Consider the following 18550-nt stretch of genomic DNA (forward strand, 5'->3'; position numbering starts at 1 on the left):
AACATGGGTAAAGTATCAAAATCACCGTGGCTGCTTCATTATGATGCCAGCAGCTGCAACGGATGTGACATAGAGGTGCTGGACTGCCTGACGCCCAGGTATGATATTGAGCGGTTTGGCATCATCAATACGGGAGATCCCTTTCAGGCGGATATCCTGCTGATCACCGGCGGTGTCAACAGCCAGACGGAGAGTGTGGTAAAGCAGATTTACAGCCAGATGCCGGAGCCGAAGGTCGTGGTGGCGGTGGGAATCTGCGCTTGTACCGGCGGTGTATTTAAGGAATGTTATAATATCCGGGGAGGAATTGACACGGTCATCCCGGTGGATGTGTATGTGCCGGGATGCGCCGCCCGCCCGGAAGCGATCATAGATGGTGTGGTAAAGGCCCTGAAAATACTGGATGAAAAGCAGGCGGCCATGAAAACACCGGAAGAGAAAGAGAGGTGACAGGGATGGAAGAAAAAAATGACATCAGAGAGATTACCGCAGGGCAGTTCTTCCCGGCCATCGTGAAGATGCGAACGGAGAAATGGCGGCTGGTGCAGATCTGCGCCACATCGGTGGAAGGAGGCTGTGAGATGAGCTACTCGTTCTGTAAAGATTATGAGATGCGGACATATCGTTTTACAGCCTATGGAGATGAAGAGGTGGCCAGCATCACCCAGATTTATCCCTGTGCATTTCTACAGGAAAATGAGGCAAAGGAGCTTTTTGGAGTAAATATTACCCATATCAAGCCGGATTACAAAGACAAACTGTACCGGATCGAGGAGGAGACACCGTTTAAGGAAAAGGAGTAGGGAAAGATGGCAAAGAGAAGCATAGTACCTTTTGGTCCCCAGCATCCTGTACTGCCGGAACCGATCCATCTGGATCTGGTGCTGGAGGATGAGACAGTGGTGGGCGCGGTTCCGAGCATCGGATATGTCCATCGGGGACTGGAGACGCTGGTCAAAAAGAAAGATTTTAAACAATATGTATATATCGCAGAGAGAATCTGCGGCATCTGCAGCTGCGGACATGGACTGGGTTACTGCATGGCAGTGGAAAATGTCATGGGCATCGAGGTGCCGGAGCGCGCGCAGTATCTGCGGGTGATCTGGGTGGAGATGAGCCGGATCCACAGCCATCTTCTGTGGCTGGGACTGCTGGCGGATGCCCTGGGATTTGAGAGCCTGTTCATGGAGAGCTGGAGGGTGCGTGAGAAGATCCTTGATATGTTTGATGAGACGACGGGAGGAAGAATTATTCATTCGGTCAATCAGGTGGGCGGCGTTCAGAGAGATATGGACAGCGCCATGCTAAAGCATCTGCTGGAAACCATCAGGGATATAGAGAGAGATCTCAAACCTCTGGTGGACACTTTCCTGAAAGATTACACTGTGCAGAGCCGTCTGAAGGGAACCGGAATCCTGAAAAAAGATGACGCCATTCTTCTCGGCGCGGTGGGACCGATGCTCCGGGCCAGCGGCGTGGAATATGACGCCAGAGTGCTGGGGTACGGCGCATACAAACACCTGTCAGTGGAACCGATCATATCCGCTGACGGAGACTGCTATGGACGCTGCGAGGTGCGGCTTAAGGAACTGTTCCAGTCCTTTGCACTGATCCGCGAGGCCATAGGAAAGATACCGGAGGGAGATATCCGGGTGCCGGTAAAGGGCAATCCTTCGGGAGAATATTTCCTTCGTATTGAACAGCCCCGCGGGGAGGCTATCTACTATGTCAAGGGAAATGGAACGAAGTTTCTGGACCGCTTCCGTCTGCGGACTCCGACTACCAGCAATATTCCGCCGCTGGTGGAGACATTAAAAGGATGTCAGCTGGCGGATGTGCCGGTGCTGATTCTGACCATTGATCCGTGCATCAGCTGTACGGAGCGGTAGAAAGACTGCTTGCGGGAAAGGAGAAGGCATATGGAGAAAACAAGAGCGTTTACCCTGGCGGGAAGAATGTTAAAGAATCTGTTCCGGAAACCGGCCACAACACAGTATCCCTTTGAACCGGCGGATTATCCGGAACGGATGCGGGGGCATGTGCGCATTGAGATTAAAGACTGCATTTCCTGCGGCCTTTGTATGCGTTCCTGCCCTTCCGGTGCTATCGCGGTGGACAGGAAGGCCGGAACATGGACCATTGACCGGTTTGACTGTGTACAGTGCGGAAGCTGTGTGTCAGCCTGCCCGAAGAAATGTCTGTTTATTGAAAAAGGCTACACAGAACCGGACAGTATAAAAAGGAGCGAGACCTTTACGAAGCCAGAGGAATAATTGAAGACAGTAACAAGGAGGCTGCTGCAAAAGCTGCCGCGGGATGACGGATATTCCGCGGCAAACAGATTCTGTTTTGTATGAATCATACATTTTGCGGCAGCCTTTTTTGGCAGGTAAAACAAAAAATACCATCGGAAATGGTAGAAATATGCTTGTATTTTTCATGGAAAACAGAAAACATATATGATAGAATAGATACGTTTTAATAAAATGTAAATAATGAGAAATTAACAGCAATAAATTGACACCAGGCATCGGAAGTGAGATATATGCAAAGGAATAAATATGAACGAAATGCAGAAGTTTTAAGCGCAATTTTGAAAAGCTGCGGAATGAAATTCTGCGAGTATATGATGAAAGAAGACCGGCTTATATTTTATGATGACACGCTGACAGTGGAAAGAGAGATTCCACACTACATGAAATATTTACAGGATAATTCTTCCGTTCATCCGGAAGACCGATGGATAATAAAAGATTTTTATCAGGGGAAAATACGAGGAGAGGCCATAGTCCGTATTCTGATGGGAAAAAAGATGACGAAATTATTGTTTCAGGTTCTTCCCATGGAGGGAACGGATCCGTCGGTCTGTCTTCCCATTCTCGCAAAAGATATTACCAGAGAGAAAGACCGGGAGGCGCTGCTGGAACAGCAGGCCATGAAGGATTCCCTGACCTCGCTCTATAATCATTTTTTTGGAAAAGAACTGATCAATGAATATTTGAAGAATAAGGATCCGTATGCCACCTGCGGCATGATGGTGCTGGATGTGGATTATTTCAAACACGCCAATGATATATACGGGCATCTCTTTGGGGATCAGGTGCTGGTGGAGCTGGCACATCTGCTGGTCCAGATGTTTGATGAAAAGGATGTGATCATGCGCGCCGGCGGCGATGAATTTGTAATTTTCCTGAAAGACATCAGCCATGCGACGCTGGTGAAAAAAGGGATGCAGCTGGTCAAAGCAGTGAGAGATCTTCATTTTGAGGGAAAGGATTATGCGATTACCTGCAGCGTGGGCATCTGTTTCCTGAAAGAAAATATGTCGGGCTATACTTATAACCAGCTCTTTGAAAACGCCGACTGGGCATTATACCGCGCCAAAGAAAACGGAAGGAACCGTTACGTATTCTGCGATAATCTTCAGAGGTTTGAGCTGCTGGAAAAAGATAATTCCACGAAACAGAATATCGATATCCGGTATCTTCACAATGATATCATTTCCACAGCTTTTGAGATTTTTGAGAAAACCAGCAGTTTCTCGGCGGCTATGAAGCTTTTGATGGAAGTGATCGGCTACCGTTTTCAGCTGGACAGGATTACAGTGATCCGCACGGATATCAAGGAAAAGAACGCAGGAAAGCAGTATCAGTGGGTTTCAGATTCTGCTCCGGAAGTATTGGATGAACCGGGAAGTTTTACAAAAGATGATTTCTTAACATTGTTTCAAAGCTATGATGAATATCAGACTACGGTACTTCAATATGATAATATGGGCATGTACTCGCCGGAGGGCGCAGCTCTTCTGATGCAGGGAGAGGCGAAGACCGTGCTCTACGCTGCCATGTATCTGGAAGGAAAATATACCGGCGCCATCTCTTATGTGGTCTGCCGGGAAAAGCGGTACTGGTCCAAACAGAACCGGAAAGAGCTCGGAGAAGTTACCAAGATTATCTCTGCGCACCTGGCGAGAAATCTGGAAGGCAAAAGAGAGACATACCGGGAAAACTACTGGACAGAGTATGATAGCCTGACGGGACTGATGTCTTTCTCCCGGTTCCGTATAGAGGCGGAACATTTGATCGTGGGCGATTACGCCAGCTCGCACCTGATGCTCTACAGTGATTTCATAGGGTTTAAGTACTTTAATCAAAAGTTTGGCTACTGTGTGGGAGACCAGTTGTTGAAGGAGTTCAGCAATTATTTCATCGAAAAGATGGAAAACGAAGAAGGCGTATATTTTACCCGGGTGGTTTCTGATCAATTTCTGATGCTTCTTCCTTATGAAAAGGGGAGTGATTTTCTGGAGATCATTGATCAGATGAATAAAGAATTTGAACAGATACAGTCAGAGAAGTTTCCGGGAGCCAAGATCCGGCTGCGCACCGGTGTTTATGTCATTGAACCGGGCTGCTCCAGCGCATCTTTTGCCATAGACGCCGCCAACGAAGCAAGAAAACAGATTACCAGGGATTCGGAGGTATCGGTGAAGCTCTATGATCCTTCGGAAGCGGAAAAACAGGAATTATGAGAAGATGTGAGGAAACAGCGGCAGCTCCGCACAGGCATCGGCCGGAAGAAAAGCAGGGGGCTCAGGGAACAGGAACAAAGACAGAGTGTGAACAAAAGAGAAATGCAAGGGAGATAAGAGACGAAGAGGAGGAAAACGTGAAAGGACATAATTATACGTATATTGCGACATCACAGGAAGCAGTAAAACCTATCGACGAGATTGCAGGATTTCCGGTACGCCCGGGATTGTTTGATACCAACGGCGCCATGCCTCTCCAAAACGGCGTGAACTTTACAGTACACACCAACAGGGGTACCGCCTGTGAACTGTTATTGTTCCGGAAAGGAGAGGAAGAACCCTTCGCTGTACTGCCGTTCCCGGAAGAATACAAGATTGGTGATGTATATTCCATGATCGTATTTAATCTGGACATTGAAGAGTTTGAGTATGCTTACCGGGTGGACGGACCTTATGACCCGGAAAAAGGCATGATTTTTGATAAAAAGAACATTCTTCTGGATCCGTACGCCAGAGCGGTGGCCGGTCAGAGACGCTGGGGTAAAGGAAAAGTGGGTGCTTACCACGCCCGGGTTGTCAAGGATATTTTCGACTGGGGCGATATGCCGCAGTCAAAGCAGGAATTGTGTGATCTGATCATCTATGAACTTCATGTGCGGGGATTCACACAGCATGAGTCTTCCGGCGTAAAGCATCCGGGAACTTTTGCCGGACTGCGGGAGAAGATTCCTTATTTAAAAGAGCTGGGAGTCAATGCGGTGGAGCTGATGCCGATTTTTGAGTTTGACGAGCTGGCCAATGCCCGGGAAGTGGATGGAAAGAAGCTCCTGGACTACTGGGGATATAATTCCGTCTGTTTCTTCGCTCCGAACACCAGCTACGCATCAACGGATAATCTCAATCATGAGGGCTGGGAACTGAAGGAACTTATCAAAGATCTCCATGAAAACGGCATTGAAGTCATCCTGGATGTGGTGTTCAATCACACGGCGGAAGGGAATGAGAAGGGACCGGTCTTCTGTTTCAAGGGATTTGACAATAAAGTGTACTATATGCTGACACCGGATGGAAATTATTATAATTTCAGCGGCTGCGGCAATACGCTGAACTGCAATCATCCGATCGTGCGTCAGATGATCTTGGAATGTCTTCGTTACTGGACGGTCAATTACCGCATTGACGGTTTCCGCTTTGATCTGGCCAGTATTCTGGGAAGAAATGAAGACGGAACTCCAATGAATATGCCGCCTCTTCTGAGCAGTCTGGCCTTCGATCCGGTGCTGAGCAATGTAAAACTGATCGCCGAGGCATGGGACGCCGGCGGTATGTATCAGGTGGGAAGCTTTCCGGCTCATCAGCGCTGGGCAGAGTGGAACGGAAAATACAGGGATACCATGCGCAGCTACTTGAAGGGAGACGCCTGGCTGGCCAATGACGCCATGTGGAGGATCGTCGGTTCCGGCGATATGTATGGAGGATTTTTCTCAGATTATAAGGGCAACTATGCCGGATATAATTCCTGCGTGAATTTTCTTACCTGTCATGACGGGTTTACGATGTACGACCTGTATTCCTACAATACAAAACATAATGAGAGCAATGGATGGAATAACACCGATGGCAGCGATGATAACAGAAGCTGGAACTGCGGAGTGGAAGGAGAGACCGACAATGAAGAAGTGCTGAAGCTTCGCTACCGGATGATCCGAAACGCCTGCGCGGTACTGATGTGCAGCCGCGGAACGCCGATGTTCCTGGCTGGCGATGAGTTCGGTAATACCCAGTACGGCAACAATAACGGATATTGTCAGGACAATGAGATCTCCTGGCTGGACTGGAGCATGCTGGAAAAAAACAGGGAGCTGTTCGAATTCTTTAAATATATGATCGCTTATCGAAAAGAACATACGGTCATCAGCCGGAATCTTCCGGATGCGGTCTGCGGTATGGATTCCATGCGCGCCCACGACGTGAACGGAAATAAAATCAATCTCCCGGGAGATGCCAAAACCATCGCGGTCAGCTTTGCAGGCTACGATAAGGTGAAAGGAAAAGACGATATTGTCTACATGGTACTGAATACGTTCTGGGAAGACGTGGAGATCGCTCTTCCGGCCCTGACCACAGGATCCTGGTATCTGTCCGTCAACACTTACGGTGATGGCACCGGCCGGTACTGTTATAAAGAAGGGGAAGAGACGAGAATAGACAGTCATTTTATCATGCGGCCAAGATCCGTGGCTGTTTTTACAGTGCGGGAGTTCTAAATTCAGATAACAGCCAGCGGCCGGCAGACAGCCGGCAGGCGGCAATGCGCAAAATTCGCAGAGTGGGGAAAATTGCCGCGATGCAACCGCCGGTTGACACATTTCCAAGGGTACTTGGTAGTTGTCAACCGGCTTTTCTGCTACAATGGGCGCAGATACCAGAGTATGGTATTGATTTATAAATAAGCCAGGGAGGATTATTATGAGTTTGGCAGAAAAAATAATGAGTCTGAGAAAGAAAAAAGGATGGTCTCAGGAAGAGCTGGCTTCACAGTTGGCGATTTCACGTCAGTCTGTGTCCAAATGGGAAAGCGGAGCATCGGTTCCGGATCTGGATAAAATTTTGAAGCTCAGTGAGATTTTTAACGTGAGTACGGATTATCTTTTGAAAGAGACGGAAGAGGAAACTTTTGCGGAATCCGTGATGCCGTTACAAAATGAAAGAAACAGCAGAAATGATGTGGCGGAAAACAGAGCCTTGGAGAAACTTTCTGAAGAGTTTCCTGAAATACAAAAGCCAGAGCAGGAAATTTTTTCAGAGACAGAGAAAGTGAAAGAAGTGGCCATGGAGGAAGCTGGGAAGTATATGGAGACCGTGGAAATGACGGCGAAAAAGATTGCTTTCGGGATCGCTGCATGCATCTTCTCTCCGGTTATCCTGATAATTCTGAGTGGACTGGCAGAGCAGAAGATGATTTTTATGAATGAAGATATGGCAGGAGGTATTGGAACGATCTTTCTTCTTCTTATCATTGCAGGAGCTGTGGCGATTTTCATACTGCAGGGCATGAAACTGGACCGCTATGAATATCTGGAAAAGGAATTACTTTCTCTGGAAAAAGGTGTTCGGCAACTGGTGGAGAACAAAAAAGAAAGTTTTGAACCTCGTTACAGAGGAGTGGTGGCTTCCGGCGTAGTGCTCTGCATTTTGAGTGTTATCCCGATTTTCATCGGCGTTACCTTTGATGCTTCGGATGTGGTATATGTGTTTGCGGTGGCAGTACTTTTGACCCTGGTGGCCATTGGCGTTTTTCAGTTTGTATGGAGTGGAATGATTTACGGAAGCTATCAGAAATTGCTGGAGGAAGGGGATTACGCCCGCCGGAATAAAATGGAGAGTAAACGCAACGATCATCTTTCAACGGTGTACTGGTGTACCATCACCGCAGCCTATCTGGCTGTCAGCTTTCTGTCCGGATGGTGGCACAGAACCTGGATTGTCTGGCCGGTTGCCGGCGTCTTTTACGCGGCAGTACTGGCAGCTGCAGCAATGATCAGAAAAAGAAAATAAATGGGAGGCATGCGCAGGTGTTTATAATTCCTATATAGAGAATATGAATTGACGCATCTGTTTTCGTAGGGTATAATGAAAATGTTGCAAATATAATTATATGCATGAATAGGAAAACGACAAATTCAGGACAGACAGCGGGGGACAAAATATGCAGATGACTAATGAATGGATTCCGGAGGCGGAGCAGTTTGTAGGAACAGCGGCCGCTCATACTATCGGGCTGGTGATTGGCAGCGTTAATGAATTGATACGGGTGATTTTGGATATTCCCGGGAAATATCGTGCTTTGGGAATTCTTTCTTCCCGCACCGGCACGGTAGCCCAGGCCATTGCCATTGATGATGCGGTGAAAGAGTGCAATGCGAAACTGCTTCGGTTTGAGATGGCCATTGACGCCGGAAGGCAGTGTGGACAGGGCTGCCTTTTTATTCTCGGCGCGGAGACCATTTCTGATGCCAGGAAAGTGGTGGAGGAGTCGCTGCGTAATATTGATTACTGGTCCCAGTGCATTTATATTAACGAAGTTGGACATATGGAGTCCCATGTGACGCCCCGGGCGGGAGAAGTTCTTCATGAGATTTTCGGCACGCCGGTGGGCAGAGCTTTCGGCGTGGTGGGAGCTGCTCCGGCAGGAGTGGGAATTGCCGCGGTGGACAGGGCTGTGAAGGCGGCGCCGGTGGATATCGTGTGGTACGGAACGCCCAGCCATAATCTTTTGATGATGAATGAATTTGTGGCCGGCGTGACCGGGGATATTGCCGCTGTGCAGAAGGCCATGGACGTGGGAAAGGCAACGGGATGTGAACTGCTCACGGCTTTGGGCATTGAGCCGATCTCCATCCATCATGTTGCTGAAGAATGCGGGGAAGATTATCTGAAACGAAATATGTCTCCGGCGGTGTGCCAGGATGAGAAGAAGGAGAGTCGATAATGAAAAAGAAAGCTTTGATTGCCATGAGCGGCGGTGTGGATTCTTCCGTGGCGGCCTTTTTGATGAAAGAGGCCGGGTACGACTGCATCGGCGTGACGATGAAGCTCTACGATAATGAAGATATCGGAATGGATCAGGAGAAGACCTGCTGTTCTTTAAGTGATATAGAGGATGCCCGCAGCGTGGCGGTTAAGCTGGGCATCCCTTATTATGTGTTTAATTTTAAGGCGGATTTTAAAGAGAAAGTCATTGATCCGTTCATTGACAGCTATCGCTGTGGCATGACGCCGAATCCGTGCATTGAATGCAACCGGCATCTGAAGTTTACACAGCTTCATCAGAAAGCCAGAGAGCTCCAGTGTGATGTGGTGGTCACCGGTCACTATGCCCGGATTACAAAAGATGAACAAGGATACCATCTGCTGAAAGGCAAAGATGCGGCCAAAGACCAGAGTTATGTACTGTACTCCCTGACCCAGGAGCAGCTGGCACACACCTGCTTTCCTCTGGGTGAATATACGAAAGAGGAGATTCGCCGGATGGCAGAGGAGCAGGGGTTTTTCAATGCCGGCAAAAAGGACAGTCAGGATATCTGTTTTATTCCGGACGGAGATTACCGGAGATTTATTGAGGAGACTACCGGACAGAAAAGTACGCCGGGTAATTTTGTAGATCAGGAAGGAAATGTGCTGGGCATCCATAAAGGTTATTACTGTTACACCATCGGCCAGCGCCGGGGACTGGGCATTTCCGCGCCTCAGTCTCTGTATGTGGTGGAGATCCGGCCGGAGAAGAATGAAGTGGTTCTCGGGAGCAACGAGGATCTGTTCCACAGCCATCTGACGGCAGATCATTTTAACTGGATCGAGCAGGTGGGACCGGATGAGATCATCAAGGCAAGAATCCGTTATCATCAGACGGAGAAAGAAGCCACTGTCCGGGTTCTCGAAGACAACAGGGTGGAAGTCGATTTCCTTGAACCGCAGAGGGCCATCACAAAAGGCCAGGCCGTAGTTCTCTACCGGGGAGACGCCGTGGCCGGCGGCGGAAGAATTATCGGATAACGCGGCGCTCTTTCATGTGGAACCATCTAATGGTGTCTGCCATTTCTCTTATTTCATAGGAAATTGCATTCCTATGAAATAAAAAACGCTCCGCGAGGATCGCACTGCGGCGGATAGGAAGATGTCGCTTTCGCGACCCGCCGCAGGCGGAGACAGGACTATTTTCCGGTCGGCTGCTTGAGTTTTCCGATGGCTTCCATAAATTCCGGTAAAATGTCTTCCGGAATGTCCATCTCGCCCTGTCCCTTGAAAAGGGAAATGTGCGGTTTATTCTGTCCGTGGAAATCGGTTCCGCCGGTGAGAAGAAGAGCGTGCTGTTTGGCAAGACTCTTGACATATTCTTCTTCAACAGGCGTGTAGGTGTTATAGTAAGTTTCGATGCCGGCCAGTCCGGCTTCTTTTAATTCTGCGGTCAGTTCGGCCTTCTGCTCTGCGTTGAGCTTTTTGTAATACATCAGATGAGCCAGCACGGCGATACCGCCGCTGTTTTGGATGAGAGAGATGGCCTCCTGCGGAGTCGGCATGATCCTCTCCACGTAGCAGCTCCGTCCCTCGGCAAGATATTTGTCAAAGGCCTCTTTGACGGAAGAAACGTATTTCTTCTTGAGGAGCTGTTTGGCGATATGTGGTCTGGCGATGGTCTCGTTGGGATCTGCCGGACGGATATCTTCCATGGTAATCTGAATGCCCTGCTCCTGCAGTTTCTGGATGATCTTTTCATTTCTTCCGTCGCGGCTCTCGCGGCATACCTTCAGGCGCTCCAGCAGAGCTGCGTTGTTGATGTCAATGTTGTATCCAAGAATATGAATCTCCACGCCGTGATAATCGGTGGAAATCTCCACGCCCGGAATGGCCGTCAGGCGGTCCTTATATTTTTTGGCTTCCTTTATAAATTCCGGGACGCCGGCAACAGTATCATGATCGGTCAGCGCGATAACTACCGGATCTTTTTTGTTTCCGGCGGCGGCCATGGCGGAGGTTACAATCTCTGCCGGGGTGAAAGTGCCGTCTGAGGCAGTGGAATGAATGTGTAAATCAATGTACGTTTTCAAAATATATTTCCTCCAAATGAATAGTAAGCGATGCGGGCCGGAATATCCCGGCCGCCGGTGAACGGTATGTATCAGCATATTTTATGCTGTATTCCGCCTTTTATTATGGCAGAAAAAAGGAGAAAAAGCAACGATTTTAGGAGGACCAGTGCCGTTGTTGGGAAAAAATATTGTGAAACTTCATCAGTATGACCATAAGAATAGAATCGACATTTGTAATAATGGTACAAAAGTGTTACAATACACAGGAAACGTAATGACTGATTGACGGAGGATTTTACAGAAATGGAAGACATTATAAAAGCATTGTTGGATGTAGTCAGAGCACAGCATTCTGCCACAGAGGGAACGGAGGAAGAACCTTTTGATATGAATGATATTGTGGACATGGCCATGAATATTTTGGGCCGTCCCGATGAATCCGAGGAAGTGGCGGAGATGGTGGACTCCATACAGAAGCTTGTGGAGACGCTGGCGCCGGATATCTTTCCGCCAAAAACCTTTGAAGAAATGGATGATGCCGAGAGGGCAGCTTCTGCGGCAAGTATGATAGAAGAAAGTTTAAGAAGAGGAAGAATGGGCGGCAGAAACAGAGCTTCAGCTCAGAGTGCAGGTATGGAACAGGAGAACGCTGCAAGAGCGGATGCGGAAGCCGGGCAGAGTGAGACCGGCGGGGAAAACCGGAACCCAGAGAACGGACCGGAGGAAGAACACCGGGACACAGAGAGCAGACCGGCGCAGGAAACATCGGCAGGGGCGGCAGAAGAATATCCATCAGCTGCTGACAGCGGCGCGCAGGAAGAGGTCAACTCTCCGTTGGAGCAGTCCTTTGATGCGCAGCAGACCGCGGAGCTCAATGATCTGATCTATAAGAATCTTATGGAAATGATGGGAATGCAGAATCCACAGGTGGAATATCCCTTTGATCCTTCTCAGATTCAGTATGGCAGAGAGAAGTCTGTCACAGAGATGCTGGAGGAAGAGAGGGAAGAAGAACAGCGGCTGAAAGAGGAACAGAAGGCCATGGATGAGCAGATCCGCAGCATGGCCCAGGCAGACCGGGAGGAGAGCAGGCCGCGTTCCGCATGGGAGCTGGCACAGGATGCCATTGACAGGGATGAGCAGGCCCATGAAAAAGAGCCGTACATTCCGCAGGTGCTGGACGATGCGCCGGCGACAAAGTCCGCCTCTCAGCTGGCGGCGGAGGCAATCCGCCGTTCGCAGGAAGAGGACCGGGAGAAGCTGGAGATTGAAAAGCAGGCGGAGAGGCTTATGGAAGAAGCAAAGAAACGGGGACAGGACCCGATGAAGTTTGCGCTCCATCAGCAGGAAATCCTCAGATATTTGGAGAAAAACAGCGATGAGCTGGTTTCTTTTGAGGATTATGAAGACTTGTCTCCGGAAGAAAAATATGAGATCGAGCGTCAGATTTACATTGAAAAACAGCTGGCTGACGGTGTAAATCCGGACGAGGTGGATGATCAGGTGCCGGAGGAATTCATTCCGGAAGAATTAAAAGCCGTGGCAGCGTCCGCAGCGACAAAAAAGGAAGAGTCTTTGGCGGCTCCTTCAGAAGATGCATTACCGGACGAAAGAGAGTCTGCACCTGCAGCTTCTTCTGCAGCGCCGGTTCTCACGGAAGAGATGCTTCGTCAGCTGAGTCAGGAAGTGATCCGTGAGAATTCTGATATGATTTTGTCAGAAAATGAAAACGAAGACATGGAAAGTCTCAATGATCTTATCATGAATAATATCAGAGCGATGATGAGCGGCAGCGGAGCCGCTGTTCCGCAGGAAGATGTGGGAGATTTACTGCAGCAGGCCGCCGCATCAGCCAGAGGAGAACATGCTGTTTCTGACGAAGAACATGCTGCCTCTTCCGCCAGTCATGCCGAAGGTCACGATGCAGAGACGGAGGAACCACGGGGACTGTCAGCGGTAGAGCTGGCCAGGGCTGCACAGAAAGCGGCAAAACCGGAACCAAAGGAAATCAAAGAAGGCGTGTCCGCAGTGGAGCTGGCAAAAGAGGCACAGGAGAAGGCCCGGGAAGCAAAAGCAAGAGCGGAAGCGGCAGAGTCTGCCGATACACAGACAGGACAGCAGGAAAGAAGGGAATCTATAAAGGCCAGCGTACCTGAAGAGGAACCAGCCGTCAGTGAGCCTGTTCCTGCACAGGAAATGCTCAGCCAGAGTGAAGAGGCAGAGCAGAGTGACGAAAAAGGCAGTCATCCGGCAGACGAAAAGCAATCTGAAGCGGACGAGGATAAATCTGTAACAGATGAAGAAAAATCTGAGGCAGGAGAAGAAGTTCCGGAAGAGTCTGAGGCAGAGAATCCGTTGGCGGAGACAAAAGAGGATGGCCCGGAAGAAAGCGGTATGGAGGAGCCGGTAGCTGAAGAATCCGCAGAGACCGGGGAAAAGGCGGATGCCGGAGCAGCTCAGAAGGAGCCGGAGGAAGAGTTTGAGTATGTGGATCCGGACGAATTGGTTCTCGGAGAGCATACCCAGGCAGAGATTGATGAGGCTATCGCCAATCTGAACAGTCTCGGACTGGAAGGCGAAGTTTATGAGAGGGCTAAACGGATGCTGCTTCTGGAACTGGCCGGTTCAGAAGCGGAGCTGGACGCATGGCTGAAAGAACAGGAAACAGGAAAGAAAAAGAAAGCATCGGTATCAGCCTTGGACGGGGACGATGACAATCTGGATCTGGATGACTTTGATGAGGATCTGCTGGAAAAAGAACTGGAGCTTGCCATGGATGAAGATTTCCTGGGAGACATTGATGAAGCTCCCGAAGAGGAGGCCGGGGTTCCGGATCCTGATAAAGAAGATGCGGAATCGGATGCTGTTTCTGTGGACGAAGAAAATGCGGCGTCCGAAGAAGCAGATCAGGCAGAAGAAGATGTGGCGTCCGGAGCAGACCAGACAGAAGAAAATACAGTGTCCGGAGCAGGCCAGACAGAAGAAAATACGGTGTCCGGAGCAGATCAGGCAGAATCCAGAGCTTTTGGCGCAGATCAGATAGATCAGGCAGCACAGAGTGCGCCGGAGGACATGGACGAAGATGTCATTTCCGAAGTGGAAGTGGAAGATACAGTGCCGGTCCCGGGAGCAGACAGAAAGAAGGCTTCCGTGAAGAAATCAGGAACCTCTTCCAGAAAGAAAGTTGTGAAGAGAAGAGAAAAGAAAAACGGCGGCACAAAGACACAGACCGATCAGAAACCGGATACCTGGATGCAGGAGGACAGACCGGTGGAAGAGAAAGAATATCAGGTCTCTCTCCGTCATCCTTTTGTCCTGAAGAATTCCGCCAGCTTCATGGATCAGTTTGAGCGGTACATTGCAGATACGCAGGAGAACCGGAAGTTAAGTACCGGTTTTAAGAAGCTGGATGCCATGCTGCGGTACGGTCTGCATAAGGGAACATATTTTATTGATTCCGACCCGCAGTATTTAAAGAACAGCTTTATGCAGCAGATGGCTGACCGGGCGGCGGAAAGCGGCGTGGATGTTCTGTACATTTCCACGGAACTGTCCCGGTATGATCTGATGGTGGATACCATTTCAAGGCTGAGTTATGAGATCCATCAGGGGGATCTGGACAAGGCAGTTTCTGTTATGTCCATCATGACAGGAGAAAACGGAGCAGATCTGGAATCACTGAAAGATGAGCTTAACTGGTACCGGGGAAGAATCAGCGAGCATCTGTATATCCTGGATCAGGAAGTGGTATCAGAATATACGGAGTCCATGGAGGAAGCTTCCGCGGGGGATGTCCTGGCTGAACTGATTCGTTCTATTGTAAGAGACGGCGTCCATAAACCGGTGGTATTCATTGATAATATTGAGAATATTCTTTCTGTGGAAGATTCTGAGGATATCAAACCTCTGATGGAAGGTATCCGGAGACTGGCCGGTGAGCTGGGCATTCCGATCATCATGTCTTATGGATACGCCCAGGCGGAAAGCGAGACGGAAATGAGCAGTGAAGAGAGTGAATTCCATGCGCTGCTGGGAAATATGTGTGATGTCTATATGGAACTGCAGTATGCAGATATGATCACAGAAGATTCCGTGGAGATCACGGAAGAGGATATCCAGGAAATGGTAGAAGAGGGCGATACATTGTTGATCAATGTCCTCCTTCACAGAAACCGCCGTCCTCTGCGGGCGTCCTGTCAGATTCAGGGAACACCGAAATTCAATTATTTTGAAGAGTAAACAGAAAGACAGAATTGAATGGATGTGTGCATCAAAGACAGAATTGAAAAAATGATAACATAAGAAACTGCCGCAGGCATATGCGGGCTGTACAAAAAGAGTACATGATATTCAGTACAGCCGGTATACCTGCGGCAGTTTTTTGATGGGGTTCGTTATCTGCCCGACAAGAAAAAGATGCCCGTCTAATATCCCAGATCGTCAGTGACGGCTTCCACCTTATCACTGATGCGTCCCAGTTCCTCTGTTGGTTCGTAGTCTTTTGTTCCATAGAGATATTCATGGGCTTTGACTGTGTTGGAGTAAACTGTCAGCGGGAATCCATAGTAAATGCCGCCGTAACGTTCATCCACAGAATCAAAAGGATAGGCCTGGGAATCTACGATGCTGTAGCGGAGAAGGCCCATGGCAAGGGAAGTCATATCTCCCGTGGACAGGCTGGTCTTACACTGCGGGATCACCGTGTCGGCCAGAGCTTTTAATTTCCATGGCTGTTGTTTTACCTTTTTCACGATGCCTTCCACCACAAGCCGCTGATGATTGGCTCTCTCATGATCTCCGCCTTCCATGTAGCGGATACGGGAATAGGCAACGGCCTGATTGCCGTCGAAAGTATAAGTACCGGTTTTTTCAAATTTCGGAGAATCGCCTCCGTTGATCTTGTTCATATTTCCGATATAATCGTTGAGGTTATCCAGCTCTTTCTCACTCTTGATGGTGAGTTCAATGCCGCCTACGATGTCCACAGCGTCGGCCAGAGCTTTAAAATTCACGGTGGCGAAGTCAGTGATATTCAAATCCAGGTTCCTGTTGATGGTGTTGATGGCCTGTTCCGGACCGCCGTAGGCGTAGGCCGCATTAATCTTGTCATAGTCGCCGTCAATGCTAACGTAAGTGTCTCGGTAAATGGACATCAGTTTGACAGCCTTGGTAGATTTATTGATGCTGGCAATGATAATGCTGTCTGTCCGGGAACCTACGTCCTTGATCTCGTTATCCTGATTGTCCACGCCAAACAGAGCGATGGTCTGATAATCGTCCATGTTGCTGTCCTTATCATTGACAACGATATCGTCCATGTTCAGGTCATATTTCTGGATCCGCCCGAAGGAGGAGCGAAGAAATAAAAAGAACAGGACAACAATGATCAGAATCAGAAGGATGAGCGGCAGAAGTATCCTGCCGAGACACCCCCGTTTCTTTTTGGGACCGGAAGAACGGCTGCCATTTCTGCTGGTACTGCTTCCGGAAGAAACAGTGCCGGAACTGCCGGAACGGTTCTCCGGCTGGCTGCGGAACGCTTCCTGTGACCGTGTGCCGGATTCCTGCCGCCGGGACCGGGCGCCGGTACCTGTCTGAGAGGAAGTTTCTTCCCGAGAGTCGGCCCGTGTTTTCTTTTTGTGTCCGTCGTCCAACTGCCGGTATGAGGCGTTCTGAGCGGAACGGTAACTCAGTGAGCTTTTGGAACGTTTTTTGCTGTGTTTATTGGATGAGGATGATTGCATGATGCACCTCTCTTTTCTGTGATGTCTGACTAATATATTGGCACGTTCCCCTTTCCTGGTTAAACAGAATGGGGAGCGTGCCGATATATTAATATGCGTTTTTGTTTACAAATCCTTTAAATACTGTGAGAAACAGAATCTTAATGTCGAAGGACAGTGTCCAGTTCTCAATATAGAAAATATCATGTTCAATCCGGCCTTCGATGGATGTGTCGCCGCGGAAACCGCAGACCTGCGCCCAGCCGGTCATACCCGGACGAACCTGATGTTTGATCATGTATCTCGGAATTTCTTCTTTGAACTTTTCTACAAAAAGCGGGCGCTCCGGTCTCGGGCCGATGAGACTCATATCGCCTTTGATGACATTAAAAAGCTGTGGAAGTTCATCGATGCTGGTCTTCCGGATGATCCGTCCCACCGGAGTAACCCGGGGATCATTGTGGGTAGTCCAGGCCGTCTTTTCTTTGGAAGGAGGCTGTACGCCCATGGAGCGGAACTTGTACATTTTAAAAGGTTTATTGTGGAGTCCCACTCGTTCCTGACAGAAAATGATTGGTCCCGGCGAGCTTTTCTTCACCAGAATAGCGACCACCAGCATGACCGGAGAGAAGATAACGATACATACCAGGGAACCGACGATGTCAATGGCTCTCTTGATAAACTTGTTGACCGTGTTGGTCAGTGGCACATTTCTTATGTTGATGACGGGAAGCCCGTTCAGATCTTCGGTGACCGGATTGGTGGTGATGAACTTATAGTAATCCGGAACAAACTTGGTATGAACGCCGGATTTTTCACACATATTAACAATGTCTTCCAGCTTGTAGTATTCTTTCAGACTCAGTGTGATAGCCACTTCATCCATGGCCGTATTCTGCAGGTACTTTTCCAGATCCCTGATCTTGCCGATGCAGAAGATGTTTTTGTACTGAAAGTTCTCATTGAGGTTATCGTCAAAAATGCCGTGTATCATGTAGCCCCATTGCGGATTCGCCTTGATCCGGTCGATATATGCCTCCGCCGCGGCGCTGAAACCGATGATGATGATATGTTTCAGATTGTGACCGCTCCGGCGGGCTCTCTGCAGGAAACTTTTGATGAGGAAGCGTTCCAGCAGAGTGGCAGCCATGCTGACAATATAGAAGGTGGCGATCAGGCTTCTCGGCACATGTTCTATTTTCATAAAGAAAATGTAAATGAACAGAAACAGGATGCCGCAGGTATTGGCCTTGATCAGATTCTTGTATTCCGCTGACTGATTCTGGTAGCGTTTGGGCTTGTAAAGATTAAATTTGGCATATAAAATAAGATAAGCCAGAACGAGAACAATAAGCATGCCCTGGTACTGCCACAACTGCCGGTAAAAAGATACCGGAGGCAGAAACAATCCAAACAAATATTTTGTAAATGGATTCTTAAAGCGGATGTAATAGCTGAAACAGAACGAACAATAAATAACTACGGCATCAATGACCACGTGAAGCCGGTTAAAGTACTTTTGATTCTCTTTAATCATAATGTTACCCTTACTGATCCGGACATATGCCGGCTTAAAACAAAAAGTGACTGGTTTCCTTTCCTTATTATATAATAATTTGCGGGAAATTAACAGCAATTTACACTGGGATAATTTACAGTGAATTGCAAACCTGCTCCGTAAAGAATCGAAACTGTTGTACGGACAG

General features: G+C 48.8%; 13 protein-coding genes. 10 read left to right on the plus strand and 3 right to left on the minus strand.

Annotated features, from left to right (window positions below; all coding sequences use genetic code 11):
* Positions 1-3 precede the first annotated feature (3 nt).
* From nuoB to mnmA, 9 genes are all read left to right on the plus strand, one after another.
* Positions 4-450: an NADH-quinone oxidoreductase subunit NuoB gene (gene nuoB, locus B5E53_RS11925; protein WP_087315324.1), complete on the plus strand. Its 447-nt coding sequence runs from the start codon at positions 4-6 to the stop codon at positions 448-450.
* Positions 451-455: 5 nt separating this feature from the next.
* Positions 456-803, plus strand: a complete 348-nt coding sequence (locus B5E53_RS11930) for an NADH-quinone oxidoreductase subunit C (RefSeq protein ID WP_087315326.1) — start codon at positions 456-458, stop codon at positions 801-803.
* 6 nt (positions 804-809) lie between these two features.
* The gene (locus B5E53_RS11935; RefSeq protein ID WP_087315328.1) at positions 810-1889 is read left to right on the plus strand and encodes a nickel-dependent hydrogenase large subunit; all 1080 of its coding nucleotides are present in this window, start codon (positions 810-812) and stop codon (positions 1887-1889) included.
* A 30-nt stretch (positions 1890-1919) separates the two neighbouring features.
* The gene (locus tag B5E53_RS11940) at positions 1920-2273 is read left to right on the plus strand and encodes a 4Fe-4S dicluster domain-containing protein (protein ID WP_204245523.1); all 354 of its coding nucleotides are present in this window, start codon (positions 1920-1922) and stop codon (positions 2271-2273) included.
* A gap of 335 nt (positions 2274-2608) precedes the next feature.
* The gene (locus tag B5E53_RS11945) at positions 2609-4531 is read left to right on the plus strand and encodes a diguanylate cyclase (RefSeq protein WP_162611903.1); all 1923 of its coding nucleotides are present in this window, start codon (positions 2609-2611) and stop codon (positions 4529-4531) included.
* The gene (locus B5E53_RS11950) at positions 4528-6798 is read left to right on the plus strand and encodes an alpha-amylase family glycosyl hydrolase (protein WP_087315333.1); all 2271 of its coding nucleotides are present in this window, start codon (positions 4528-4530) and stop codon (positions 6796-6798) included. Before B5E53_RS11945 ends, B5E53_RS11950 begins: the two co-directional genes overlap by 4 nt.
* 202 nt (positions 6799-7000) lie before the next feature.
* Complete coding sequence (locus B5E53_RS11955) at positions 7001-8089, plus strand: helix-turn-helix transcriptional regulator (RefSeq protein ID WP_087315336.1); 1089 nt, start codon at positions 7001-7003, stop codon at positions 8087-8089.
* Positions 8090-8240: 151 nt separating this feature from the next.
* Positions 8241-9023 (plus strand): propanediol utilization microcompartment protein PduB, encoded by a 783-nt coding sequence (gene pduB, locus B5E53_RS11960; RefSeq protein ID WP_087315338.1) that lies wholly within the window; start codon positions 8241-8243, stop codon positions 9021-9023.
* Positions 9023-10087: a tRNA 2-thiouridine(34) synthase MnmA gene (mnmA, locus tag B5E53_RS11965; RefSeq protein WP_087315340.1), complete on the plus strand. Its 1065-nt coding sequence runs from the start codon at positions 9023-9025 to the stop codon at positions 10085-10087. Before pduB ends, mnmA begins: the two co-directional genes overlap by 1 nt.
* Before the next feature lie 158 nt (positions 10088-10245).
* Here the strand turns inward: mnmA and B5E53_RS11970 are convergent, their stop codons facing one another.
* Positions 10246-11139: a PHP domain-containing protein gene (locus B5E53_RS11970; RefSeq protein ID WP_162611904.1), complete on the minus strand. Its 894-nt coding sequence runs from the start codon at positions 11137-11139 to the stop codon at positions 10246-10248.
* Positions 11140-11424: 285 nt separating this feature from the next.
* On the opposite strand from B5E53_RS11970, the gene B5E53_RS11975 reads away from it, so the two are divergent.
* Positions 11425-15360, plus strand: a complete 3936-nt coding sequence (locus B5E53_RS11975) for a hypothetical protein (protein ID WP_140401490.1) — start codon at positions 11425-11427, stop codon at positions 15358-15360.
* A gap of 185 nt (positions 15361-15545) precedes the next feature.
* Here B5E53_RS11975 and B5E53_RS11980 read toward each other — a convergent pair whose 3' ends face one another.
* Complete coding sequence (locus tag B5E53_RS11980) at positions 15546-16865, minus strand: LCP family protein (protein ID WP_087315348.1); 1320 nt, start codon at positions 16863-16865, stop codon at positions 15546-15548.
* 88 nt (positions 16866-16953) lie between these two features.
* Positions 16954-18381 (minus strand): undecaprenyl-phosphate glucose phosphotransferase, encoded by a 1428-nt coding sequence (locus tag B5E53_RS11985; protein ID WP_087315384.1) that lies wholly within the window; start codon positions 18379-18381, stop codon positions 16954-16956.
* Between the last annotated feature and the right edge of the window lie 169 nt (positions 18382-18550).

The organism is Eubacterium sp. An11 (assembly GCF_002161065.1).
Taxonomy (GTDB): Bacteria; Bacillota; Clostridia; order Lachnospirales; family Lachnospiraceae; genus Anaerobutyricum; species Anaerobutyricum faecale.

Coding starts and splice junctions, on each gene's coding strand:
- nuoB (WP_087315324.1), top strand. CDS start 4: ATGGGTAAAGTATCAAAATCACCGTGGCTGCTTCATTATGATGCCAGC.
- B5E53_RS11930 (WP_087315326.1), top strand. CDS start 456: ATGGAAGAAAAAAATGACATCAGAGAGATTACCGCAGGGCAGTTCTTC.
- B5E53_RS11935 (WP_087315328.1), top strand. CDS start 810: ATGGCAAAGAGAAGCATAGTACCTTTTGGTCCCCAGCATCCTGTACTG.
- B5E53_RS11940 (WP_204245523.1), top strand. CDS start 1,920: ATGGAGAAAACAAGAGCGTTTACCCTGGCGGGAAGAATGTTAAAGAAT.
- B5E53_RS11945 (WP_162611903.1), top strand. CDS start 2,609: ATGAAATTCTGCGAGTATATGATGAAAGAAGACCGGCTTATATTTTAT.
- B5E53_RS11950 (WP_087315333.1), top strand. CDS start 4,528: ATGAGAAGATGTGAGGAAACAGCGGCAGCTCCGCACAGGCATCGGCCG.
- B5E53_RS11955 (WP_087315336.1), top strand. CDS start 7,001: ATGAGTTTGGCAGAAAAAATAATGAGTCTGAGAAAGAAAAAAGGATGG.
- pduB (WP_087315338.1), top strand. CDS start 8,241: ATGCAGATGACTAATGAATGGATTCCGGAGGCGGAGCAGTTTGTAGGA.
- mnmA (WP_087315340.1), top strand. CDS start 9,023: ATGAAAAAGAAAGCTTTGATTGCCATGAGCGGCGGTGTGGATTCTTCC.
- B5E53_RS11975 (WP_140401490.1), top strand. CDS start 11,425: ATGGAAGACATTATAAAAGCATTGTTGGATGTAGTCAGAGCACAGCAT.
- B5E53_RS11980 (WP_087315348.1), bottom strand. CDS start 16,865: ATGCAATCATCCTCATCCAATAAACACAGCAAAAAACGTTCCAAAAGC.
- B5E53_RS11985 (WP_087315384.1), bottom strand. CDS start 18,381: ATGATTAAAGAGAATCAAAAGTACTTTAACCGGCTTCACGTGGTCATT.